The 20,611-nt window shown below is 70.0% G+C and carries 16 protein-coding genes; 15 read left to right on the forward strand and 1 reads right to left on the reverse strand.

The genetic code is table 11. From position 1 onward, the window contains the following. The first annotated feature begins 1 nt into the window (after position 1). The 3 genes from smc to HNR07_RS31805 all read left to right on the forward strand — a co-directional run bounded on the left by smc (position 2) and on the right by HNR07_RS31805 (position 4,427). Positions 2 to 3,547 (forward strand): chromosome segregation protein SMC, encoded by a 3,546-nt coding sequence (smc, locus tag HNR07_RS31795; protein ID WP_184369995.1) that lies wholly within the window; start codon positions 2 to 4, stop codon positions 3,545 to 3,547. Positions 3,548 to 3,560: 13 nt separating this feature from the next. Next, complete coding sequence (locus HNR07_RS31800) at positions 3,561 to 3,959, forward strand: hypothetical protein (protein WP_184369998.1); 399 nt, start codon at positions 3,561 to 3,563, stop codon at positions 3,957 to 3,959. An 81-nt stretch (positions 3,960 to 4,040) separates the two neighbouring features. Then, positions 4,041 to 4,427, forward strand: a complete 387-nt coding sequence (locus HNR07_RS31805) for a hypothetical protein (RefSeq protein WP_184370001.1) — start codon at positions 4,041 to 4,043, stop codon at positions 4,425 to 4,427. A gap of 76 nt (positions 4,428 to 4,503) precedes the next feature. Here the strand turns inward: HNR07_RS31805 and HNR07_RS31810 are convergent, their stop codons facing one another. Next, positions 4,504 to 7,161: a S8 family serine peptidase gene (locus tag HNR07_RS31810; protein WP_184370003.1), complete on the reverse strand. Its 2,658-nt coding sequence runs from the start codon at positions 7,159 to 7,161 to the stop codon at positions 4,504 to 4,506. Between the two features lie 652 nt (positions 7,162 to 7,813). Between HNR07_RS31810 and HNR07_RS31815 the strand changes: the two genes are divergently transcribed. From HNR07_RS31815 to lepB, 12 genes are all read left to right on the forward strand, one after another. Further along, positions 7,814 to 8,758 (forward strand): ABC transporter substrate-binding protein, encoded by a 945-nt coding sequence (locus HNR07_RS31815; RefSeq protein WP_184370006.1) that lies wholly within the window; start codon positions 7,814 to 7,816, stop codon positions 8,756 to 8,758. Between the two features lie 57 nt (positions 8,759 to 8,815). After that, a complete protein-coding gene (locus HNR07_RS31820) occupies positions 8,816 to 9,847 on the forward strand; it encodes a FecCD family ABC transporter permease (RefSeq protein WP_184370009.1) in 1,032 nt (343 codons plus the stop codon). A 78-nt stretch (positions 9,848 to 9,925) separates the two neighbouring features. Next, positions 9,926 to 11,116: a signal recognition particle-docking protein FtsY gene (ftsY, locus tag HNR07_RS31825; RefSeq protein WP_184370012.1), complete on the forward strand. Its 1,191-nt coding sequence runs from the start codon at positions 9,926 to 9,928 to the stop codon at positions 11,114 to 11,116. 465 nt (positions 11,117 to 11,581) lie between these two features. Continuing rightward, positions 11,582 to 12,925: an ammonium transporter gene (locus tag HNR07_RS31830; RefSeq protein ID WP_184370015.1), complete on the forward strand. Its 1,344-nt coding sequence runs from the start codon at positions 11,582 to 11,584 to the stop codon at positions 12,923 to 12,925. Between the two features lie 421 nt (positions 12,926 to 13,346). Further along, positions 13,347 to 14,582: a hypothetical protein gene (locus tag HNR07_RS31835; protein ID WP_184370017.1), complete on the forward strand. Its 1,236-nt coding sequence runs from the start codon at positions 13,347 to 13,349 to the stop codon at positions 14,580 to 14,582. A gap of 169 nt (positions 14,583 to 14,751) precedes the next feature. Then, positions 14,752 to 16,347 carry a signal recognition particle protein gene (ffh, locus tag HNR07_RS31840; RefSeq protein WP_184370020.1) on the forward strand — a complete coding sequence of 532 codons (1,596 nt, stop codon included), beginning with the start codon at positions 14,752 to 14,754 and terminating at the stop codon, positions 16,345 to 16,347. 308 nt (positions 16,348 to 16,655) lie between these two features. Further along, positions 16,656 to 17,132, forward strand: coding sequence for a 30S ribosomal protein S16 (gene rpsP / locus HNR07_RS31845; protein WP_184370022.1), 477 nt, complete (start codon positions 16,656 to 16,658; stop codon positions 17,130 to 17,132). A 2-nt stretch (positions 17,133 to 17,134) separates the two neighbouring features. Further along, positions 17,135 to 17,377: an RNA-binding protein gene (locus HNR07_RS31850; protein WP_017580734.1), complete on the forward strand. Its 243-nt coding sequence runs from the start codon at positions 17,135 to 17,137 to the stop codon at positions 17,375 to 17,377. A 173-nt stretch (positions 17,378 to 17,550) separates the two neighbouring features. Then, on the forward strand, positions 17,551 to 18,072 hold the full coding sequence (rimM, locus tag HNR07_RS31855) for a ribosome maturation factor RimM (protein ID WP_184370025.1): 522 nt from the start codon (positions 17,551 to 17,553) through the stop codon (positions 18,070 to 18,072). An 11-nt stretch (positions 18,073 to 18,083) separates the two neighbouring features. After that, complete coding sequence (gene trmD, locus HNR07_RS31860) at positions 18,084 to 18,902, forward strand: tRNA (guanosine(37)-N1)-methyltransferase TrmD (protein ID WP_184370027.1); 819 nt, start codon at positions 18,084 to 18,086, stop codon at positions 18,900 to 18,902. A gap of 234 nt (positions 18,903 to 19,136) precedes the next feature. Further along, entirely contained in the window at positions 19,137 to 19,496 is a 360-nt protein-coding gene (gene rplS / locus HNR07_RS31865; protein ID WP_184370030.1) for a 50S ribosomal protein L19, read from the forward strand. 61 nt (positions 19,497 to 19,557) lie between these two features. Further along, on the forward strand, positions 19,558 to 20,433 hold the full coding sequence (lepB, locus tag HNR07_RS31870) for a signal peptidase I (protein ID WP_184370033.1): 876 nt from the start codon (positions 19,558 to 19,560) through the stop codon (positions 20,431 to 20,433). Positions 20,434 to 20,611 lie beyond the last annotated feature (178 nt).

The following is a 20,611-nucleotide window of genomic DNA, read 5'->3' on the forward strand; positions in this document are numbered from 1 at the left end:
GGTGTACCTGAAGAATCTGACGCTTCGCGGCTTCAAGTCGTTCGCGTCGGCCACCACCTTGCGCTTCGAGCCCGGCATCACCTGTGTGGTGGGGCCCAACGGCTCCGGCAAGTCCAACGTCGTCGACGCCCTGTCCTGGGTGATGGGCGAGCAGGGCGCCAAGTCCCTGCGCGGCGGCAAGATGGAGGACGTGATCTTCGCGGGCACCTCCACCCGCCAGGCGCTCGGCCGCGCCGAGGTCAGCCTCACCATCGACAACACCGACGGCGCCCTGCCGATCGACTACACCGAGGTCACCATCAAGCGGACGATGTTCCGCAACGGCGGCTCGGAGTACGCGATCAACGGCGACACCTGCCGTCTGCTCGACATCCAGGACCTGCTCAGCGACTCCGGTATCGGCCGCGAGATGCACGTCATCGTCGGCCAGGGCCAGCTGGACACCGTCCTGCACGCCGGCCCCGAGGAACGCCGCGCCCTCATCGAGGAGGCGGCCGGAATCCTCAAGCACCGCAAACGCAAAGAGAAGGCGATCCGCAAGCTCAACGCGATGCAGGGCAACCTGGACCGCGTCACGGACCTGACCGCCGAACTGCGCCGCCAGCTCAAGCCCCTGGGCCGCCAGGCCGAACTCGCCCGCAAGGCCGCCGTCATCCAGGCCGACCTGCGTGACGCCCGACTGCGCCTGCTCGCCGACGACATCGTCACCCTCACGGAGCAACTGGCCAAGGAGGAGGCGGACGAGAAAGAGGTCCTGACGCGCCGCAGAGCCGCCGAGACCTCCCTCAAGCAGGCCCAGGAACGCGAGACCGAGCTGGAGGAGGCCGCCCAGCAGGCCGCCCCCGCCCTGGCCAGGGCCACTGAGACCTACCACGCGTTGTCCCGCCTCACCGAACGCCTGGACGCCGTCCGCGGCCTGGCCACCGAACGCCACCAGAACCTGGTCGCCGTGCAGGGCGAGGTCGTCCAGCGCCGCGACCCCGAGGAACTGGAGATGGAGGCCGAGGAGGCCGCCGCCCAGGAGGAGGAGCTCCAGAGCCGGTTGGAGGAGGCCCGCGAGGTCCTGGAGACCAGTGTCACCGAGCGGGTCGCCGCCGAGGACGCCCTGCACCGCGAGGAGCGCCGACTCGAGTCCGCCTCCCGCGCCGCCGCCGAACGCCGCGAGGGCATCGTCAGGCTGAGTGCCCGGACGGAGAGCCTGCGCGGACGGCTGGCCTCCAACGAAGCCGAGATCACCCGGTTGGAGGAGGCCGCCCAGCAGGCCGCCGAGCGTGCCGCCACCGCCCAGGCCGAGTACGAGATGGCCGCGGAGGAGTCCGCCGGACTGGAGGAGGGCGACGCCGAACTCGACCAGACCCAGGAGCGTTTCGCCCGCCAGCTGTCCGCCGTGGACGCCGAGCTCAACCAACTTCGCGATGCCGAGCGCACGGCGGAGGGTGAGCGCGCCGCTCTGGCCGCCCGCAAGGAGGCCCTCGAACTGGGCCTGGCGCACAAGGACGGTGCCGGAACCCTGCTGGAGGCCGGGCTGCCCGGCATGCTCGGCGGCCTCGCCGCCCTCGTGCAGGTCGACCCCGGTCACGAGACCGCCGTCGCCGCCGCCTTCGGGGCGGCCGCCGGGGCGGTCGCCGTCCGCGACGAGGCCAGTGCCACCGCCGCCCTGGAGTTGCTCAAGTCCGAGGACGCGGGCCGGGCCGGGATCGTGATCGCGCGTGCCATCCCGGCTGTTGACCGTGCTGAGTGGCCGTCCCCGCCCGGCGGAGTCCGCTACGCGGCTGACGCCGTCGCCGCTCCGGCCCACTTGTCCGACGCCGTCCACGCGCTGCTCGACCGGGTGGTCCTGGCCCCTGGCGCGGAGGTGGCCCGGGAGCTGGTCAGCGCCCTGCCCGGTGTCCGGGCGGTCACCCCCGAGGGCGACGTGTTCGCCGCCGAGATGGTCCACGGCGGCACCGCCGCGGCGCCCAGCCTGCTGGAGGTCCAGGCCGCCGTCGACGAGGCCGCCGAACGCCTGGAGGCCGCCACCGAGTCCGCCAAGCGCGTGGCCGTGGAGCTGGAGGCCAAGAAGCGCGAGCGCGCCGAGATCGCCGCCGCCGCGGACGAGATCACCGCCCGCCGCCGCCAGAGCGACCGCAAGCGCAACGAGTCCGCGCAGCGCCTGGGCAAGCTGGGCGGCCAGGCCCGCTCCGCCGAGGCCGAGTCCGAACGCTACGCCGCGGCCGCCGCCAAGGCAGCCGCCGCGCGCGGTGAGGACGCCCACAAGCTCGAACGCCTGGAGGAGGAGCTGGCGGAGGCCGAGGAGATCGCCGCCGCCGTGGAGGAGGAAGCACCCGACGCCGACCACCGCGACGAACTCTCCGCCCTGGCCTCCCGGGCACGCGCCACCGAGATGGAGCGGCGGCTGGCCGTGCGCACCGCCGAGGAGCGGGCGCGTTCGATCGCGGGCCGCTCGGAGGCGCTGCTCGCCCAGGCGGCGCAGGAGCGCCGGGCCGTGGAGCGCGAGGCCGAGCGGCGCCGTAACCGGGCAGCCCAGGCCACCGTCGCGCAGGCTGTCGTGGAGAGCGCCAGGCTGTCCCTGGAGCGGATCGCCGTGTCCCTGGCGGCGGCCGAGGCCGAACGCGTGGCGGCGGAGAAGGAGCGCGAGGCCCGCGACGGCGAGCTCAAGACGGTGCGGGCCCGGGTCCGGGAGCTCTCCGTGGAACTGGAGAAGCTCACCAGCTCCGCGCACAGCGGCGAGGTCGCCCGCGCCGAGCGAAGGATGCGTCTGGAGCAGTTGGAGACCAAGGCGATGGAGGAGCTGGGCGTGGACGTGCCCACCCTCGTCGCCGAGTACGGGCCGCGTGTCCCGGTGCCCCCGGCGGCCGACGCCGACGAGCACGCGGTGCCGCTGCCGTACGTGCGCGAGGTGCAGGCCAAGCGGCTCAAGGTGGCCGAGCGCCAGCTCAACCAGCTCGGCAAGATCAACCCGCTGGCCCTGGAGGAGTTCGCGGCGCTGGAGGAGCGGCACGCCTTCCTCAACGCGCAGCTGGAGGACCTCAAGAAGACCCGCCGGGACCTGATGGACATCGTCGCCGAGGTGGACGCCCGGGTACAGGAGGTGTTCTCCTCCGCCTACCTGGACGTGGAACGCGAGTTCGCGGCGATCTTCGGCCGACTGTTCCCGGGAGGTGAGGGCAAGCTGGTGCTGACCAGCCCGGAGGACATGCTCACCACCGGCATCGAGGTGGAGGCCCGACCGCCGGGCAAGAAGGTCAAGCGGCTGTCGCTGCTGTCCGGCGGCGAGCGCTCACTGACCGCGGTCGCCTTCCTCGCCGCCATCTTCAAGGCCCGGCCCTCGCCGTTCTACGTGATGGACGAGGTCGAGGCGGCCCTGGACGACACCAACCTGCAACGGCTGCTGGTGATCTTCGAGGAACTGCGGGAGTCCTCCCAGCTCATCGTGATCACCCACCAGAAGCGCACGATGGAGGCGGCGGACGCGCTCTACGGCGTCACCATGCAGGGCGACGGCATCTCCCAGGTGATCAGCCAGAAGTTGGACCGTCCGGCCTGAGGGAGGCGGCTCCATGCTGACAGTCAGTCCTTCGCTGTTCTTCGGCACGCTGCTGATGATCGGGCTCATCGTGCTCCTGACGTGGATCGTCCGGCGCAGCTGGGGTCCGACCCGCAGGGCACCCGTGTACGCCTCCTTCACCGGGGTGGTTCTGCTGCTCGTCATCCTGACGCTGCCGCCCACCGCCTACCGCTCCGCCGAGGGAAACCTGCGGTGCGCCCCGGTCCTGGTCGCCGGGCACCCCTTCACCACGTCGGACGCGGGGTGGGACCGCGGAGCGCGTGTCCTGGCGGACGAACACCTGGTGCGCGAGCTCTGCGGGCAGGCCCGGACCCAGCGCCTGGGCCTGGGGCTGTTGGTGGCGGTTCCCACCGCCGCCGCGATCGCGGTCGCGTGGCGGAGGTCACCATGACTCGGGCACCCTGGTGACGGCTCGGGTGGGGCGGGCGCTCTAACCTGGCGGTTGGCCTGAACCCTTCCTGGAACGGACACCGTGTTCTTCATTCCCCTCCTGCTGTGGGCCCGACAGCGGATGCGCGACTACCCCGGCGCGGTCCGGGCCAGTCTGGTCGCCGGGGGTTCCGGGGTGTTCGTCATGATGCTGCTCCTGGGCACCTCCTACGGGGTGCAGCCCCCGCCGGGGGAGGAGGACCGGTTGCGCTGCTCTCCGGTGGTGTGGGTGGGCCCCGCCTGGTGGGACGACCGCCGCGACTGGGGCGAGGACATCGAGCAGGTGCTCCGCCAGGAGTGGGTGGACAGCTCCTGCTCGGAGCGCCAGCGACAGCGGGCCCTGCTGTCGCTCGCCCTGGCGGTGCCCTCGACGGTCTGCTTCGCCTACGCCGTCATCCGGCTTCCCCGCGCCAAGGACGGGGAGTCCTGACCGGGTGCGCCCTTCTCGCGCACGCGAAGGGCCGCCCTCCCGGAACTGCGGAGGACGGCCCAGGTGAGGCTGTGGATCAGCCCCGGTCGAGGGTGATGACCGGGGAGGTCCAGGTCTCCCAGTGGTCCGGGTTGGCCGGGTCGCCGAGCGCCTTCAGGGCTCGGGCCTGCAGCCGGTAGTCACCGTCGCGCACGGCCTTGACGCGGTCGCGCGAGTCCACCACGGTGCCGTCCCAGGCGTAGCTGAAGAAGGCGGTGCTGCTGGCGCTGCGGTTGACGTAGTCCACGTCGACCGCCACGTTGCGGTCCGGGTGCACCGGGCGGCCGGTGCGCTCGTTGATGACGATCATCTCGAGCTTGGTCACGTGGTGGTCGAAGTGCGCGATCACGTACGGGACGTCCGGCAGACCGTCCACCCAGTCCAGCGTGTAGGTGGCGCCGTCGGGCTGGTTCTCGAAGGTGCCGCCGTTGCTGTCGGCGCACTCCAGACCGGTGAACACGTCGCAGCCGGTGATCCGGGTCAGCCACGGCAGCTCGTGCACGTTGCCGTCCCCGTCGGTGATCGGGGTCATCGCCTCGATCTCCTGGTAGTCGCCGTTGTAGGCGGCGTAGGGGACGCGGACGGCCTCGCCCCCGCCCTCGGTCACCGTGAGGTAGCCGCCGTAGAGCATCTGCGCGTAGTCCCGGGCGGGCGGGGTGATGGTGACGTCGACGTCCACGGAGGAACCGGGCTCGACGGTCACTTCGGTCGTGCTGAAGGCCGCCTCGGCGTAGACGTCGTTGAAGGACGGCGCGAAGGTGCTGCCGTGCGTGCCCAGCGCGGGCTCGTGCGAGATCTCGTAGGTGGCCTTCTCGTCACCGTCGTTGGCGATGGTGAGGGTCTCGGTCACCGGGCCCTCGGTGGCGCCCAGGGGCAGCTTCGAGGGGTAGAGGCCGGTGGTGGACAGGATCGATCCGGGGACGTCGAGCATGCCCGCGCCCTGGCGGTGGACGTTGTCCAGGGCGTCCATGCCCGGGTTGCCCCACCAGGCGGTCGGGTCGGCGGTGTTCTGGAGGACGCCGCGCACGTCGTGCGCGTCCAGGTCGGGGCGGGCCTCCAGGAGGAGGGCGACACCGCCCGCGACGTGCGGGGCGGACATCGAGGTGCCGCTGACGGTCGCGTAGCCGCCCTTGGCCATCGGGTAGGTGGAGTTGATCAGACCGCCCGGAGCGCCGATGTCCGGCTTGAGGTCCAGGTCGGGGGACATGCCGTAGGAGCTGAAGCTGCTGATCAGTCCGCCGGTCGGGTTGGGGATCGTGGTCTCCTCGCCGGTCCAGGTGAGGGTGACCGGGCCGCCGTCCGCCAGGAGTTCGCGGATGTGCGCACCGGACTCGTCGGAGATACCCACGGCGAAGGCGCCCTGGTCGACGATACCGCCGCCCGCGAACATGCCGGGGATGTTGTTGTACATCACGACACCGGTGGCACCCGCGCCGAGGGCGGCGTCGTACTTCTCAGCGAAGGTGCACTCGCCGCGGATCATGAGCGCGGTCTTGCCCTCGGGGTCGCCTTCGAGTTCGTCGCCGGCGGCCAGGCAGCCCCGGCCGATGTACACGAGCTCGTCGGTCTCGCCCGAGGCGGGAGGCGGGGTCGCCTCGCCCATCTCCATGTAGGCGATGGTCTCACCGCTCTGGGTGACGTCGGCCGAGGAGGCCCTGATGTGGGTGTTGTCGTAGGCCGCGACGCCGATGACATCGGCGCCCAGGCCCGGGGCTCCGGCGGAGTACAGGCCGGTGGCACCGGAGTTGCCGATGGAGGCGACCACGACCATGCCCTCGTCGACCAGGTTGTCCGAGGCGACGGCGGTCGGGTACTGGGGCCAGGAGTGCGCGGAGCCGATGCTCATGTTGAGCACGTCCATGTCGTCGGCCAGGGACTGCTCCATGGCGGCGATCATGATGTCGGCCGTGGTCGAGCCGGTGCAGCCGAACACCTTGTAGGCGCCGAAGACGACGTCGGGCGCTACTCCGGTGACCTCTCCGTCGGCACCGACGATGCCCGCGACGTGCGTGCCGTGGCCGTTGCAGTCCTGCGGATCGTCGTCGGGGGCCGGGGTGCTGTTGTTCGGGTCGTTGGCGTTGAAGTCGTCGCCGACGAAGTCGTACCCCGCGACCACGCGTTCGGACGGGAAACCGCCCGGGCCGCCGAGGTCGGGGTGGGTGTAGTCGACCCCGGTGTCCATGATGGCCACGCGCAGGCCCTCACCGGAGTACCCGAGTTCGCTCTGCACCACGTCCGCGCCGGTCATGCCGAGCGCGGTGTCCATCTCCGGTTCGCTGTCGTCGTAGTCCGGGATCTCGAATCGGACGACCGGGTGGATGGCGGCGACGCCGGGGACCTCCCGGGCCGTGCTCACCTGCGCGTCGTCCATCTCCACGGAGAGGCCGTTCCACAGCTCGCTGAAGGACAGCCTCTCGGTGTACTCGAGCCCGTACTCCTCTGCCTCGGCGTGGAATTCGGCGTGCTCGTCGTCGATGAGCGTGGAGGCCGTTCCCTCTGAGGCGGGCGGGCTCTCCAGTTCGATGAACCACAGGTCCTGCGCCTGGTGGGTCAGTTCGCCGTTTTCCGCGGTCGGGGCCGGGTGGAGGGGTGCGAGTTCCGAGCCCTCGTTGGCGCTGGCCGGTGTGACCGCTACCAGGCCCGCGATCATGGTCAGCCCGGCGAGCGGCGCCAGGCGTGATCGGTGGGGTGCCACCTTGTCAACACATCCCTTCTCGTGCGCGCCTCAGGACACTGGGGGAACGACGCCCCACGTGGTACGGGTGTACACGCACGGGGGGATACGCCGCTTGATGTCCGTAGTCGGATAATCGGCGCGCATGGCAACGAGATCATTGCTGTGTGCGATAAAGGTGTCAATGTGGATTGAGACTCAATATGGCCACGCAGTGGGTTCTAGTGGTGCGCGTTTCCCCTGAGGGCTCAGTGGTCAATAAAGCGGACATAAAGTACTTGCGGGTAATAATCTCCGCATAAGGGCCCCATTAGGGACTCGGTTCCGAATCCCGTTCCGTGGTGCGTCGGCCCAAGAAAAGCACAGGTCGGAGCAGGAATCACGGAGGGGCGGGGGCGTGGGGCGCCCTCTGGTGCCGTTGTGGCCCCCAGTACAGTGGAGGGGTTGTGCCGCCCCCCGGCGGCACGACCGGTGTCGAACGAGCGAAGTCCGGTCCGGCGGCCGCAACCGGCCGCCCAACCCGGCGCTGTCCCGCAACTGTGAGGCCCCGTGCGCGAGCACGGGGACGAGCCAGGCCGCCTCGTCGGTTCCGACGAACCCGTCCTCGTGGGAAGGACCGGCCGTCCCCGACCGGGCCGTGCTCTTCCCCGGCTCACCGAAGGAGCACCGCACCGTGCGGATCGCCCACACACTTCCCGCCGCACTCCTGGGCGTCACACTCGCCCTCACCGGCTGTGGCACCTCCGACCCCGAGCCCGACTCCGGCTCCGGCACCGAGTCCGCCGGTGACGGTGCCTTCCCGGTCACCGTGGAGCACGTGCTCGGCGAGCTCACCATTGACCAGGAGCCCGAGCGCATCGTCTCGCTCTCGCCCAGCAACACCGAGATGCTCTTCGCCATCGGCGCGGGGGAGCAGGTCGAGGCGGTCGACGAGTACTCCAACTACCCCGAAGAGGCCCCCACCACGGACCTCAGCGGCTTCACACCCAGCGTCGAGGCGATCAGCGAGTACGACCCGGACCTGGTGATCCTCTCCGACAGCGCCATCGAGACCGCGGAACAGCTCGACGCCGTGGGCATCCCCACCCTGGTCCTGGGCGGTGCCGCCGACCTCGACGGCGCCTACGAACAGATCCGCCTGCTCGGTGAGGTCACCGGCAACACCGAGGAGGCCGACGCCGAGGCCGAGCGGGTCGAGACCGAGTTCAACGAGGTCGTCGAAGCCACCCTCGCCGAGATCGGCGACGTCGATCTCACCTTCTACCAGGAACTCGACGAGACGCTCTTCTCCGCGACCTCCGGCACCTTCGTCGGTCAGATCTACGAGGCCTTCGGCCTGGTCAACATCGCCGACCAGGCCGACGACGAGAGCGGCGGCTACCCGCAGCTGTCCGCGGAGTTCGTGGTCGAGGAGAACCCCGACCTGATCTTCCTGTCCTACGGGGACGAGGCCGCCGCCGAGGCCGTCGCCGAGCGCCCGGCCTTCGACACCGTCTCCGCGGTCGAGACCGACTCGGTCTACCTCCTCGACGCCGACATCGCCTCCCGGTGGGGACCGCGCGTGGTCGACTTCGCCGAGGCCGTCGGCGAAGCGGTCAGCGAGACCGCCGACCAGTAGCGGTAACGGCAGCAGCGGCCGGAGAACCGGCGGCACGAAGATCGGGGAGAGCAGGGCGTGAAGGGCTTCGGGGTGCCGCTGGGCTGGCTCCTGGGCGGTGCGGTCGCACTGTTCGTGGCCGGGGTCTTCGGTATCTCCGCGGGTGCCGCCTCGATCTCCGCGGCGGACATCTTCCGCCACCTGCTCAGCCTCCTGCCGTTCGGGGCGCAATCACCGCTCACCGAACGGCAGGAGGCGCTCCTCATGGAGCTGCGCCTGCCCCGCGTGGTGATGGGCGCCGTCGTCGGCGCCCTCCTGGCCACCGCGGGCGGTGCCTACCAGGGTGTCTTCCGCAACCCGCTGGCCGACCCCTTCCTCCTCGGCGCGGCCTCGGGGGCCGGGCTGGGCGCCACCATGGTGATGGTCTTCGGCCAGGAGCTGACCGCCGACCCGCGCGCACTGGTCCCCGTCGCCGCCTTCTTCGGCGCCCTCGCCGGGGTGGCCGCCGCCTACATGCTCGGCTCCACCGCCGGGGGAGGGGGAACCGCCGCCCTGGTGCTGGCCGGGGTCGCCGTCTCCTCCTTCCTGTCCGCCGCGCAGACCCTCGTCCAACAGATGGGCGTTGACCAGCTCCAGCGCATCTACGCCTGGTTGCTGGGCGGACTCGGCCGCGGCGGCTGGGACGACGTCCGCCTCATCGCGCCGTACGCGGCCGTGGGGCTCGTCGTCCTGCTGCTCAGCGGCTACCTGCTGGACATGCTGGCCCTGGGCGACGACAAGGCCGTCAGCCTCGGCCTGAACCCCGGGGTCGTGCGGATGGTCGTCATCGCCGCCGCCTCCCTGGCCACCGCGGCCGCCGTCTCGGTGAGCGGGCTCATCGGCTTCGTCGGCATCGTCGTCCCGCACATCGTGCGCCGCCTCGTGGGCTCCAACTACCGGGCCATCCTGCCGGTCACCGTGCTGATGGGCGGCGCGTTCCTCGTCACGGTGGACATCGTGGCGCGCACCATCGTGGCACCCGCGGAACTGCCCATCGGGGTGGTCACCGCCTTCCTGGGCGCGCCCTTCTTCGTCCTGATCCTGCGCACGACCCGCCACCGCGGCACCTGAGCCGGGCAGGGCCGTGCCCGGCGCGCCACCGCAGCGTGATGCGAACGCGTCGGACACTCTGGGAGACTGGTGCACGCTATGGACATCACCTTGCTCGTAAGCATCATCGTCGTCGTCGCCCTCCTGGCGGTTGGCGGGTTCTTCCTGGTCAGGACCCGAAGCTCGGTCGCGCCGGGCAAGGAGGAGACCAAGCCCGAGGTCACCCAGGAACCCAAGGCCGCCCCGCCGCAGGAGGACCGAGAACGGGAGGAGGGGGCGGTCAGCAAGCCCCCCGCCCACGCGCCTCCCGCGCGGGACACCGCCGCTCCGGCACCCGCCGAGCCCGCCGCCCCCGAGATCGAGACCCCGCCCCCGTCGGCCGGGCGCATGGTCCGCCTGCGCGCCCGCCTGGCCCGTTCGCAGAGCTCCTTCGGGCAGGGACTGCTCACCCTGCTCTCCGCCAAGACCCTTGACGAGGACACGTGGGAGGAGATCGAGGACACCCTGATCACCGCCGACATCGGTGTCACCTCGGCCACCCAGATCGTCGAGAACCTGCGCACCCGCGTCAAGGTGCTCGGCACCCGCGACACCGAGGAGGTCCGCGGACTGCTCCGCGACGAGCTCCTCAAGCAGCTCGGGACCGACACCGACCGCGTCGTGCGCACCGAACCGCACGGCGACCGCCCGGCCGTCATCATGATCGTGGGTGTCAACGGCACCGGAAAGACCACCACCACCGGCAAGCTCGCCCGCGTCCTGGTCGGTGACGGCCGCAGCGTGGTCCTGGGCGCCGCGGACACCTTCCGCGCCGCCGCCAGCGAACAGCTCCAGACCTGGGGCAGCCGTGTCGGCGCCCCGGTCGTGCGCAAGGACGAGGGCGCCGACCCCGCCAGCGTCGCCTTCGACGCCGTGGCACGCGGCATCGAGGATGGCGCGGACACCGTCATCATCGACACCGCCGGACGCCTGCACACCAAGACCGGCCTGATGGACGAGCTGGGCAAGGTCAAGCGCGTGGTGGAGAAGAAGTCCCAGGTCGACGAGGTCCTCCTCGTCCTGGACGCCACCACCGGCCAGAACGGCCTCCGTCAGGCGCGCGTGTTCGCCGAGGTCGTCAACGTCACCGGCATCGCCCTGACCAAGCTCGACGGCACCGCCAAGGGCGGCATCATCGTCCAGGTCCAACGCGAGCTCGGCGTGCCCGTCAAGCTCGTCGGGCTCGGTGAGGGCCCCGACGACCTCGCCCCCTTCGACCCCGAGGTCTTCGTGGACGCCATCCTCGACTGAGCCCGAACCGCCGACGAAGAACGGCCGGACACCCGCCCCCGGGTGTCCGGCCGTTTGCTGTTCTGGGCCACAGGCACTGGGCTCCGGATCGCTGCGGGCGGCCCCGCGAGCGGGTTCAGCGGGTTCATCCGGGGGCAACCCCGGGGAAACACCGGGCGCCCATACCTGACACCGCCGTCGTTATCGGCGTGAGATCTCACTCCATGTGTTTCGGGAACTCCGTTCCGCTCATGTGAGGTGTGCCTCCCGTGCCGATGCATGAGCATTTGCGCGGCCTGCACGGTCCGTTCACGCCCCCTTAACACTTCTGTCTGTCCTTTTACGCCCGCGCAACATGTCGCATCCGGCCGAGAAACACCCCGGTCAGACAGTTGTCGCCGTGGTGATCTGCATCGGGCCCGATGATGCGCTCGCTGACTGCCGCCCTTCCAGACAATCCCCCGTCCGTCCCATGGAGGCGACGAAATGATTGACACCGGCAACACCGCGTGGCTGCTGATGAGCGCCGCGCTGGTGATGCTCATGACCCCGGGCCTAGCCTTCTTCTACGGAGGTATGTCGCGGGCGAAGAGCGTCCTCAACATGATGCTCATGAGCTTCAGCAGCATTGCGATCGTCAGCGTTCTCTGGGTCCTGGTCGGCCACTCACTGACCTACGCACCCGGTCAGGGCGCGCTCGACATGTTCATCGGCGGTTTCGACTACGTCGGCCTGAGCAGCATCCTGACCGAGGTCGAGCCGATCGACGGCACCGACGGCGGCTTCCCGCTGCTCGTCGACGCCGGCTTCCAGCTCATGTTCGCGGTCATCACCGTGGCCCTGATCAGCGGTGCCATCGCCGACCGCGCCAAGTTCGGCGCCTGGCTGCTGTTCGCCCCGGTCTGGGCGCTCCTGGTCTACTTCCCCGTCGCTCACTGGGTCTGGGGCGGCGGCTGGATCGCCAGCATGCACGAGTGGACCGGCCTGCCCGAGGTCATCGACTTCGCCGGCGGTACCGCCGTCCACATCAACGCCGGCATCGCGGCCCTGGCCCTGGTTCTCGTCCTCGGCCGCCGCAAGGGCTTCGGTTCCGAGTCGATGCGTCCCCACAACCTGCCCTTCGTCCTGCTGGGTACCGCGCTCCTGTGGTTCGGCTGGTTCGGGTTCAACGCCGGATCCGCCTACGGTGCCAACGAGCAGGCCGCCCTGGCCCTGGTCAACACCCAGGTCGCCACCGCCGCCGCCACCGCCGCCTGGATGCTCGTCGAGCGCTTCCGCTACGGCAAGATCAGCGCCCTGGGCTTCGCCTCCGGTGCCATCGCGGGCCTGGTCGCCATCACCCCGGCGGCGGCCAACGTCACCCCGGTCGGCGCGATCATCGTCGGTGCCCTGTCCGGTGCGGTCTGCGCCTACGCGATCAGCTGGAAGTTCAAGTTCAAGTACGACGACGCCCTCGACGTGGTGGGCATCCACATGGTCGGCGGCATCATCGGCTGCCTCGCCCTCGGCTTCCTCGCCGCGTCGGCGGTGCCCGGCGGCGGCGACGACGGCCTGTTCTACGGCGGCGGCATCGGCCTGCTCGCCGCCCAGGCCATCTCGGTCGTCGGCGTGATGATCTACACCTTCATCGTCACCTTCATCATCGCCAAGGTCATCGACCTGCTCATCGGCTTCCGGATCGCCGAGGAGGTCGAGACCAACGGGCTCGACCACGAGCTGCACGCGGAGTCGGCCTACGCCTTCGACGAGCTCGACGAGCTGGAGGAAGAAGCGGTCTCCTCGTCGACGCCTCCGGGCGGGGAGACGGCCTCACCGCAGGTCAAGTCCTAGGACCTCAATGGCGAGGCCGCGGGCCTTGCACCGCTGACGCGGTGAGGTGATCCAGGGGCCGACGGGGAATCCCCCCGTCGGCCCCGTTCGCGTTCTCCCCGCCTCTTCCTGCGGCCCCGGCTCGGAACCGATGGAATCGGCGCATATGTACGTGTTCATGGAGTGGTGTTGGCCGTGAGCCGTGCCCGTGTTCGATACTCTTTCGAAGCGATGCGGCAGTCGGCCCGGTTCTACGGGGAACGGCGAAGAGCGTCGGGAGAGGGCTGCGGACAGGCCCATCGGACGCAACCGGCAGGCTCGCAGCCGCATCTCAGGTCATGGAGAGGCCAGGCGGTGACGGCACCGCCCGGGACCCTCCCGATGGCCCAACCTTCACGCGCATTCGGATCAGCACCCCACAGGTTCGGGGTCAGGAGGCAAGATGGCGCCGGTTACTCGCAACAGGGGCCCCCAGGGCGGACGGCTCGCCCTCGTCGCGGTGGGCACGATCGCCGCGCTGGGACTGGCCGGCTGCGGCTTCGGCGGCGATGACGACGAACCGCAGCCCACCGAGGAGGCCGCCGAGCCGGTCGACGCCGCGCCCCTGCTGGAGGAGGCCCTGGCCGACCTGGCCGGCTACCCCGCGCTCACCGCGGACGGGCAGATCGCCGCCAGCGTCGGCGGGGAGATCCAGGAGACCACCCTGACCGTCGCCGACGGCGGCGCGTCCAGCGGAACCGTCCGCGCCAACGGCGTCGAGGCGGAGATGATCGCCGCGGACAACAAGATCTTCCTGCGCGCCGACGAGGAGTTCTGGCTCGACAAAGGGGTCTTCGGCCCCGACAGCGACCAGTTCGGCGGCACCTGGGTGCGCTCCAGCACCGGCCAGGCCGGTATCAACCCCCAGAACACGCTCGCCCCGCCCGCGCTCGCGGCGATCCTCGAGGAGATCGGGCTGGAGGGCGACGAAGCGGCCGAGGAGAACCTCGACGACACCCGCGCCTACAGGATCGACCTCAACGGCGAGCGCAACCAGCTGTGGGTCGACGCCGAGACCAACCAGATCCTGCGCATCGAGATCGAGGAGCTGATCCCCGAGGGCGGTGAGTCCGGTCCCCAGGTCCGGCTGGACCTGGCCCAGGCCGACGAGGCCGCCGCCGAGGAGCTGTACACCAGCCTGACCACCACCACCGAGGAGGAGCTCACCGGCTCCCGAGACGCTCGGATCGAGGTCGGCTGGGACGGACAGCCCTCGATGGAGTGCGAGGACGGCCCGCACTGCACCTGGTCCGGCACCGTGCGCGACGCCGGTGCCTCCGGCAGCGGAACGGTCCTGGTTCGCATGGACGTCACCTTCAGCCAGGAGGAGATCGGCGAGGAGGAGTGCTCCGACAACGGGTCGCTCGAGGCGGGCGGCACCCTCGCCCTGTCCTGTGACGCCAACTACAACATCGTCACCTCCGAGCCGCAGACCTACGAGGACATCCAGGGCGAGGCCCGGCTGTCCACCCGCGGGCTGAGCGCCGACCAGCAGGAGGAGATGCTCGCCGCCCTCGCCGAGCAGCGCGAGGCCACCCTCGCGGGTGACACCGAGGACGCCGAGGACGCTGACGGTGCCGAGGACGGCGAAGGCGCCGACGGCGCCGAAGAGGGCACCGAGGAGACCGGGGGCGAGTAGTTCTCGGTCGCTGAACCACTGACGAAGCCGGGGCGGGGGCCTGGTCCCCGCCCCTTCCCCTGCCACCTCCCGAGCCCTCTCTCGGGCCCCAGGCCCGGATATCGTTCCGGGTGACAGGTGGGAGGTAGGCTAAGGAGTCAATTCCGACGACGAAGGACTGGCCAAACTCGTGTTCGAGACGCTTTCCGACCGGCTCACATCGGTCTTCTCCTCGCTGCGCGGCAAGGGGCGGCTGTCCGAGGAGGACATCAACGCGACCGCGCGGGAGATCCGTCTCGCGCTGCTCGAGGCGGACGTCGCGCTGCCGGTGGTCCGTGAGTTCATCTCGCGGATCAAGGAGCGCGCCCGCGGCGAAGAGGTCTCCAAGGCCCTCAACCCGGCGCAGCAGGTCATCAAGATCGTCAACGAGGAACTGGTTCAGATCCTCGGTGGCGAGACCCGGCAGATCCGCTTCGGCAAGACCCCGCCCACCGTGATCATGCTCGCGGGTCTGCAGGGCGCGGGTAAGACCACCCTGGCGGGCAAGCTCGCCAAGTGGCTCTCCGACGACCGCAACACCCCGCTGCTGGTCGCCGCCGACCTCCAGCGCCCCAACGCCGTCACGCAGCTCCAGGTGGTCGGTGAGCGCGCGGGCACGCCCGTGTTCGCCCCCGAACCGGGCAACGGCGTGGGCAACCCCGTCGAGGTCGCCCGCGAGTCCATCGAGCACGCGCGGCGCAACAACCACAACGTCGTCATCATCGACACCGCGGGCCGCCTCGGTGTGGACACCGAGATGATGCAGCAGGCCGCGGACATCCGCGACGCGGTCAACCCCGACGAGATCCTCTTCGTCGTCGACGCCATGATCGGTCAGGACGCGGTCAACACCGCCCAGGCCTTCCTCGACGGTGTCGGCTACGACGCGGTCGCGCTCACCAAGCTCGACGGTGACGCCCGCGGTGGTGCCGCCCTGTCCATCCGGCACCTCACCGGCCGCCCGATCATGTTCGCCTCCACCGGCGAGAAGCTCGAGGACTTCGACCTCTTCCACCCGGACCGGATGGCCTCGCGCATCCTGGACATGGGTGACGTCCTCACCCTCATCGAACAGGCCCAGCGCACGTTCGACGAGGCCGAGGTCGAGAAGATGGCCTCGACCATGGCCTCGGACGACGACTTCACGCTGGACGACTTCCTCCAGCAGATGGCGATGGTCCGCAAGCTCGGCCCGATCGGCAACCTGCTCGGCATGATGCCCGGCATGGGTCAGATGCGCGAGCAGATCGACGGCATCGACGACAAGGACCTGGACCGCATCCAGGCGATCATCCAGTCGATGACCCCGGGTGAGCGCGCCAACCCGAAGATGATCAACGGCTCCCGTCGCCTGCGCATCGCCAACGGTTCCGGTACCCAGGTCAGCGACGTCAACGGCCTGGTCACCCGTTTCTTCGAGGCGCAGAAGATGATGCGCAAGATGAAGAACGGCGGCGGCATCCCGGGGATGCCCGGGATGCCGGGCATGGGCGGTGCCAACAAGAAGAAGGCCAAGGCCCAAGCGAAGAAGGCCAAGAAGGGCAAACAGCGCAGCGGCAACCCGATGAAGGCCCGCCAGCAGGAGGCCGAGCGCGAGGCCGAGCGCAAGCGGCGCCAGGAGGAGGGGCCGCAGGAGATGCCGCAGCTGCCCCCGGGCCTCGGCGGCGGTGGCCAGCCCAACCTCCCGCCCGGCTTCGGCGGCCCGAACATGCCGGACCTGTCGAACTTCAAACTGCCGAAGAAGTAGCGCGGCTTCGAGCAGTGCCTCCTCGGCTCCGGAGCAGTGTCTCGGGCGGCGAGGCGGGAGTGAGACCGACCACGGCCCGCCCGGGAAGTCCCGGGCGGGCCGTGTCTGTTCTCGGATATGCCCGGACGAGTGGCGGTGTCCTGTCCAAGGAACACGTCCGCGTCTGGCACAATGAGTAGTCGACTAACGGTGGACGGGTCGGCCCTCTAACTAGCCCGCCACCCACGTCCTGCCTCGACGGGTTCCACAACCCCACGTGGGCCGCCTGTCAGGCGCCTAACACCGTTAATCGGGAGAAGACCACTCCAGTGGCTGTCAAACTGAAGCTCAAGCGTATGGGCAAGATCCGTACGCCCCAGTACCGTGTCATCGTCGCCGACGCCCGCAACAAGCGTGACGGCAAGGCGATCGAGGAGATCGGCAAGTACCACCCCAAGGAGCACCCGAGTCTCATCGAGATCGACTCCGAGCGGGCCCAGTACTGGCTGTCCGTGGGCGCCCAGCCGTCCGACGCGGTGAAGGTCCTCCTGCGCAAGACCGGTGACTGGCAGAAGTTCAAGGGCCTCGCCGCCCCGGCTCCGCTCCAGGTCGCCGAGGCCAAGGACCCCGAGGCCCAGGAAGCCGCCTTCCAGGCCGCGCTGAAGGAGCTCGTGCTCCCCGGCCAGGAGAAGAAGGCCAAGAAGGCCGAGAAGAAGGCCGACAAGGCGGACAAGGCGGCTGACAAGCCCGCCGACAAGCCCGCCGAGGCCGCTGAGGCTGAGAAGAAGTCCGAGGGCGAGGCCTAATCGTGCTGGAAGAGGCGCTTGAGCACCTCGTGAAGGGGATCGTTGCGAACTCCGACGACGTCCAGGTGAGAGCCAAACGGCTCCGCAAGGGCAAGGTTCTGGAGGTCCGGGTCCACCCAGACGACCTTGGCAAGGTCATCGGCCGCAACGGCCGGACCGCCAAGGCACTGCGGACCGTCGTCGGCTCTCTCGCCGGCGGCCGTTACGTCCGTGTGGACCTGTTGGACCTGAACGAAGTGCGCTGACGCGCCTCTTGGGGCGCCGACCGCTGACGGTCGGCGCCCCGCACCCGTGCCCGGGGACCGTGCGAACGGCCCCGGGCACGGCCTTCCCTGGGGGAGGCACCCCTTCTTCCGGAGCGGGGACCGACACCCGGAAGAACCCGGAAGAACTCAGAGACGATCGAAGGAAAGCACTCATGCGACTCGTGGTGGGCCGGATCGGCCGCGCGCACGGTATCCGCGGCGAGGTCGCCGTCGAGGTGCGCACCGACGACCCCAACGCCCGGTTCACCGTCGGCGCCGAGCTCCAGACGGACCCGGCGGACGTCGGTCCGCTGAAGCTCGCCGCGGTCCGCCGGCACAGCGGCAAACTGCTCATCCGCTTCGAGGGCACGGCCGACCGCGACGCGGCCGAGGCGCTCCGGGGCACCCTCCTGCTGGTGGACTCCGCGGACATCGCCCCGCTGGACGACCCCGATGAGTTCCACGACCACGAGCTGATCGGCCTGACCGCCGTCACCACCGGGGGTGAGACGGTGGGCAGCGTCGATGACGTCCTCCACCACGCCCAAGACGTGCTGGTCATCACCGCCGAGGCCGGCGGACACGAGGTCCTGGTGCCGTTCGTCGCCGCCCTGGTTCCCGAGGTCGACGTCGCCGGCGGCCGCATCGTGCTCGACCCGCCGCCCGGCCTGCTCGACCTCCAGAACACCGACTGAACGAGTACGCAGTGCGGATCGACATCATCAGCATCTTCCCCGACTACTTCGCTCCGCTGGAGCTGTCGCTGATCGGTAGGGCGCGCGAGGCGGGACTGCTCGACGTGCGCGTCCACGACCTGCGCGGATGGACCCACGACCGGCACAACACCGTGGACGACACCCCCTACGGCGGCGGTCCCGGCATGGTGATGAAGCCCGAGCCCTGGGGCGAGGCCCTCGACGAGGTCGTGGCGGAGCGGCCCGCGCGGCTCATCCTGCCGACCCCGAGCGGGCGCCCCTTCACCCAGGCCGACGCCGAACGGCTCGCCGGGGAGGAGCACCTGGTCTTCGGCTGCGGGCGCTACGAGGGCATCGACTCCAGGGTGGCCGTCGACGCAGCCCGGCGCATGCCGGTCGAGGAGATCAGCATCGGTGACTACGTCCTCAACGGGGGCGAGTCCGCGACACTGGTGATGGTGGAGGCGATCACCCGGCTGCTGCCCGGCGTGCTCGGCAACCGGGAGTCGCACGTCCAGGACTCCTTCGCCTCCGGGGGGATGGAGCACCTGGTGGAGGGGCCGGTGTACACCAAGCCCGGCACGTGGCGCGACCAGGAGGTCCCGCCGATCCTGCTCTCCGGGAACCACGGTGCGGTCGACCGCTGGCGCCGGGACCAGGCGCTGCGCAAGACCGCGCGCAACCGCCCCGACCTGATCGAGGCCACCCCGGTGGAGGGTTTCGACAAGCGCGACCGCGAGGTCCTCGCCGAGGTGGCGGAGGCCGAGGCGGCCGGGGCCGCTGGTGCTGCTGAGGTGGTCGAGACGGCGGAGTCGGCCGGTACCGACTAGCTCGTTCGGGCAGTGACGAACAGCCGGTTCGGGTCGGCCGGGATCATGTGGCAAACTAGGTGAGTTCCCCCCTGGTGGCCCCAAGGCATCCGCATGCCGGCGGCACGACGTCGGCCTCTGTGTTGGTCACCGGGTGGTTCGACTGTTCAGACCCAACAGGGCCTCGCCCGCGCACCCCCTCTCCGGAACAGCCGGGGGGCAGGACGCGGCGCGCTATTGATGAGGATTCGCGAGATGCACACCGCCATTCAGGAGCTTGAGAAGGCTCAGCTTCGCACCGACGTTCCGGACTTCCGCCCGGGCGACACCCTCAACGTTCACGTCCGCGTGACCGAGGGCAACCGCACCCGTGTCCAGGTCTTCAAGGGCGTTGTCATCCGCCGCCAGGGCTCGGGCAACCGCGAGACCTTCACCGTTCGCAAGGTGAGCTACGGCGTGGGCGTGGAGCGTACGTTCCCCATCCACACCCCGGCCATCGAGAAGTACGAGGTCGCCGCCCGCGGCCGCGTGCGTCGCGCCAAGCTGTACTACCTGCGCGACCTGCGCGGCAAGGCCGCCCGCATCCGCGAGCGCCGCGAGCCCATCAACAAGTAGGTCTTGCCTGATCCGGCCGGAACCGCGCCGCTCCCTCGGGTGGCGGTATAGGCTTCGGCCGATGAGCAAAGACGAGAAGGACCTCGGCGCGGACGGGGTTCAGGACGAGGATTCCGCCCGGCCCGGCCCGGAGGAGCACAGCTCCGCCACTGGCTCCCAGACGCAGCAGCGCCTGGGAGCCAGTGGTGTATCCGACGCGGCTGGTCAGGAGCCGGAGGAAGGGGCGGGCGCCGACATGAGCAAATCCCATAGCAGTGCCAAGAAGGGGTCGTTCTGGAAGGAACTCCCCATCCTGATCGTGATCGCCCTGGTGCTGGCGTTCGTGATCAGGACCTGGGTGATGCAGGCGTTCTACATCCCCTCGTCGTCGATGGAGAACACCCTGCTGGTGGGTGACCGCGTCCTGGTGAACAAGGTGGTCTACCAGGTCCGCGACATCGAGAGAGGCGAGGTCATCGTCTTCAACGGCGACGGGTCGTGGGACGACCCGACCGTCGTGCAGCCCCCGGAGTCGAGCAACCCGGTCAGCCGCGGGTTCACGTGGGTGCAGCAGCAGCTGGGGGCGGCGCCCACGGGCAAGGAGTACATCAAGCGGGTCATCGCCCTGCCGGGTGACACCGTGGAGTGCTGTGACGACCAGAACCGTGTGCTGGTCAACGGGGTGCCGCTGGAGGAGGGCGCCTACCTCTTCCCCGACAGCGTCGCGAGCCACAGCGAGTTCGGCCCCATCGAGGTGCCGGAGGGGCACCTGTGGCTGATGGGAGACCACCGGGCCATCTCCTACGACTCCCGGGCCAACCAGAACAACCCCGGCGGCGGTGCCGTGCCGATCGACCACGTCGTGGGCCGGGCCTTCGTCATCATCTGGCCGTTCAGCCAGGCCGGGTCGCTGAGCGTCCCGCCGTCCTTCGACGAGCTGAACGCCGCCGACGACTGACTTTGCTCTCGATCATCGTCGCAGGTCACGACGTTTCCTCCGGCGTGGGTGATTGATTCGTCCAAGGAAATCCGCTCGACGGGGCACAAAAGTGCGTTCCGTGACGCATGATGGATCTCGGATCGTATCGGCGTTCTTCGAACACGTGGCCCGGGTCCGTCGGCGGGAACAAGCCGGG

The sequence above is a fragment of the Nocardiopsis metallicus genome (assembly GCF_014201115.1).
GTDB classification, from domain to species: domain Bacteria; phylum Actinomycetota; class Actinomycetes; order Streptosporangiales; family Streptosporangiaceae; genus Nocardiopsis; species Nocardiopsis metallicus.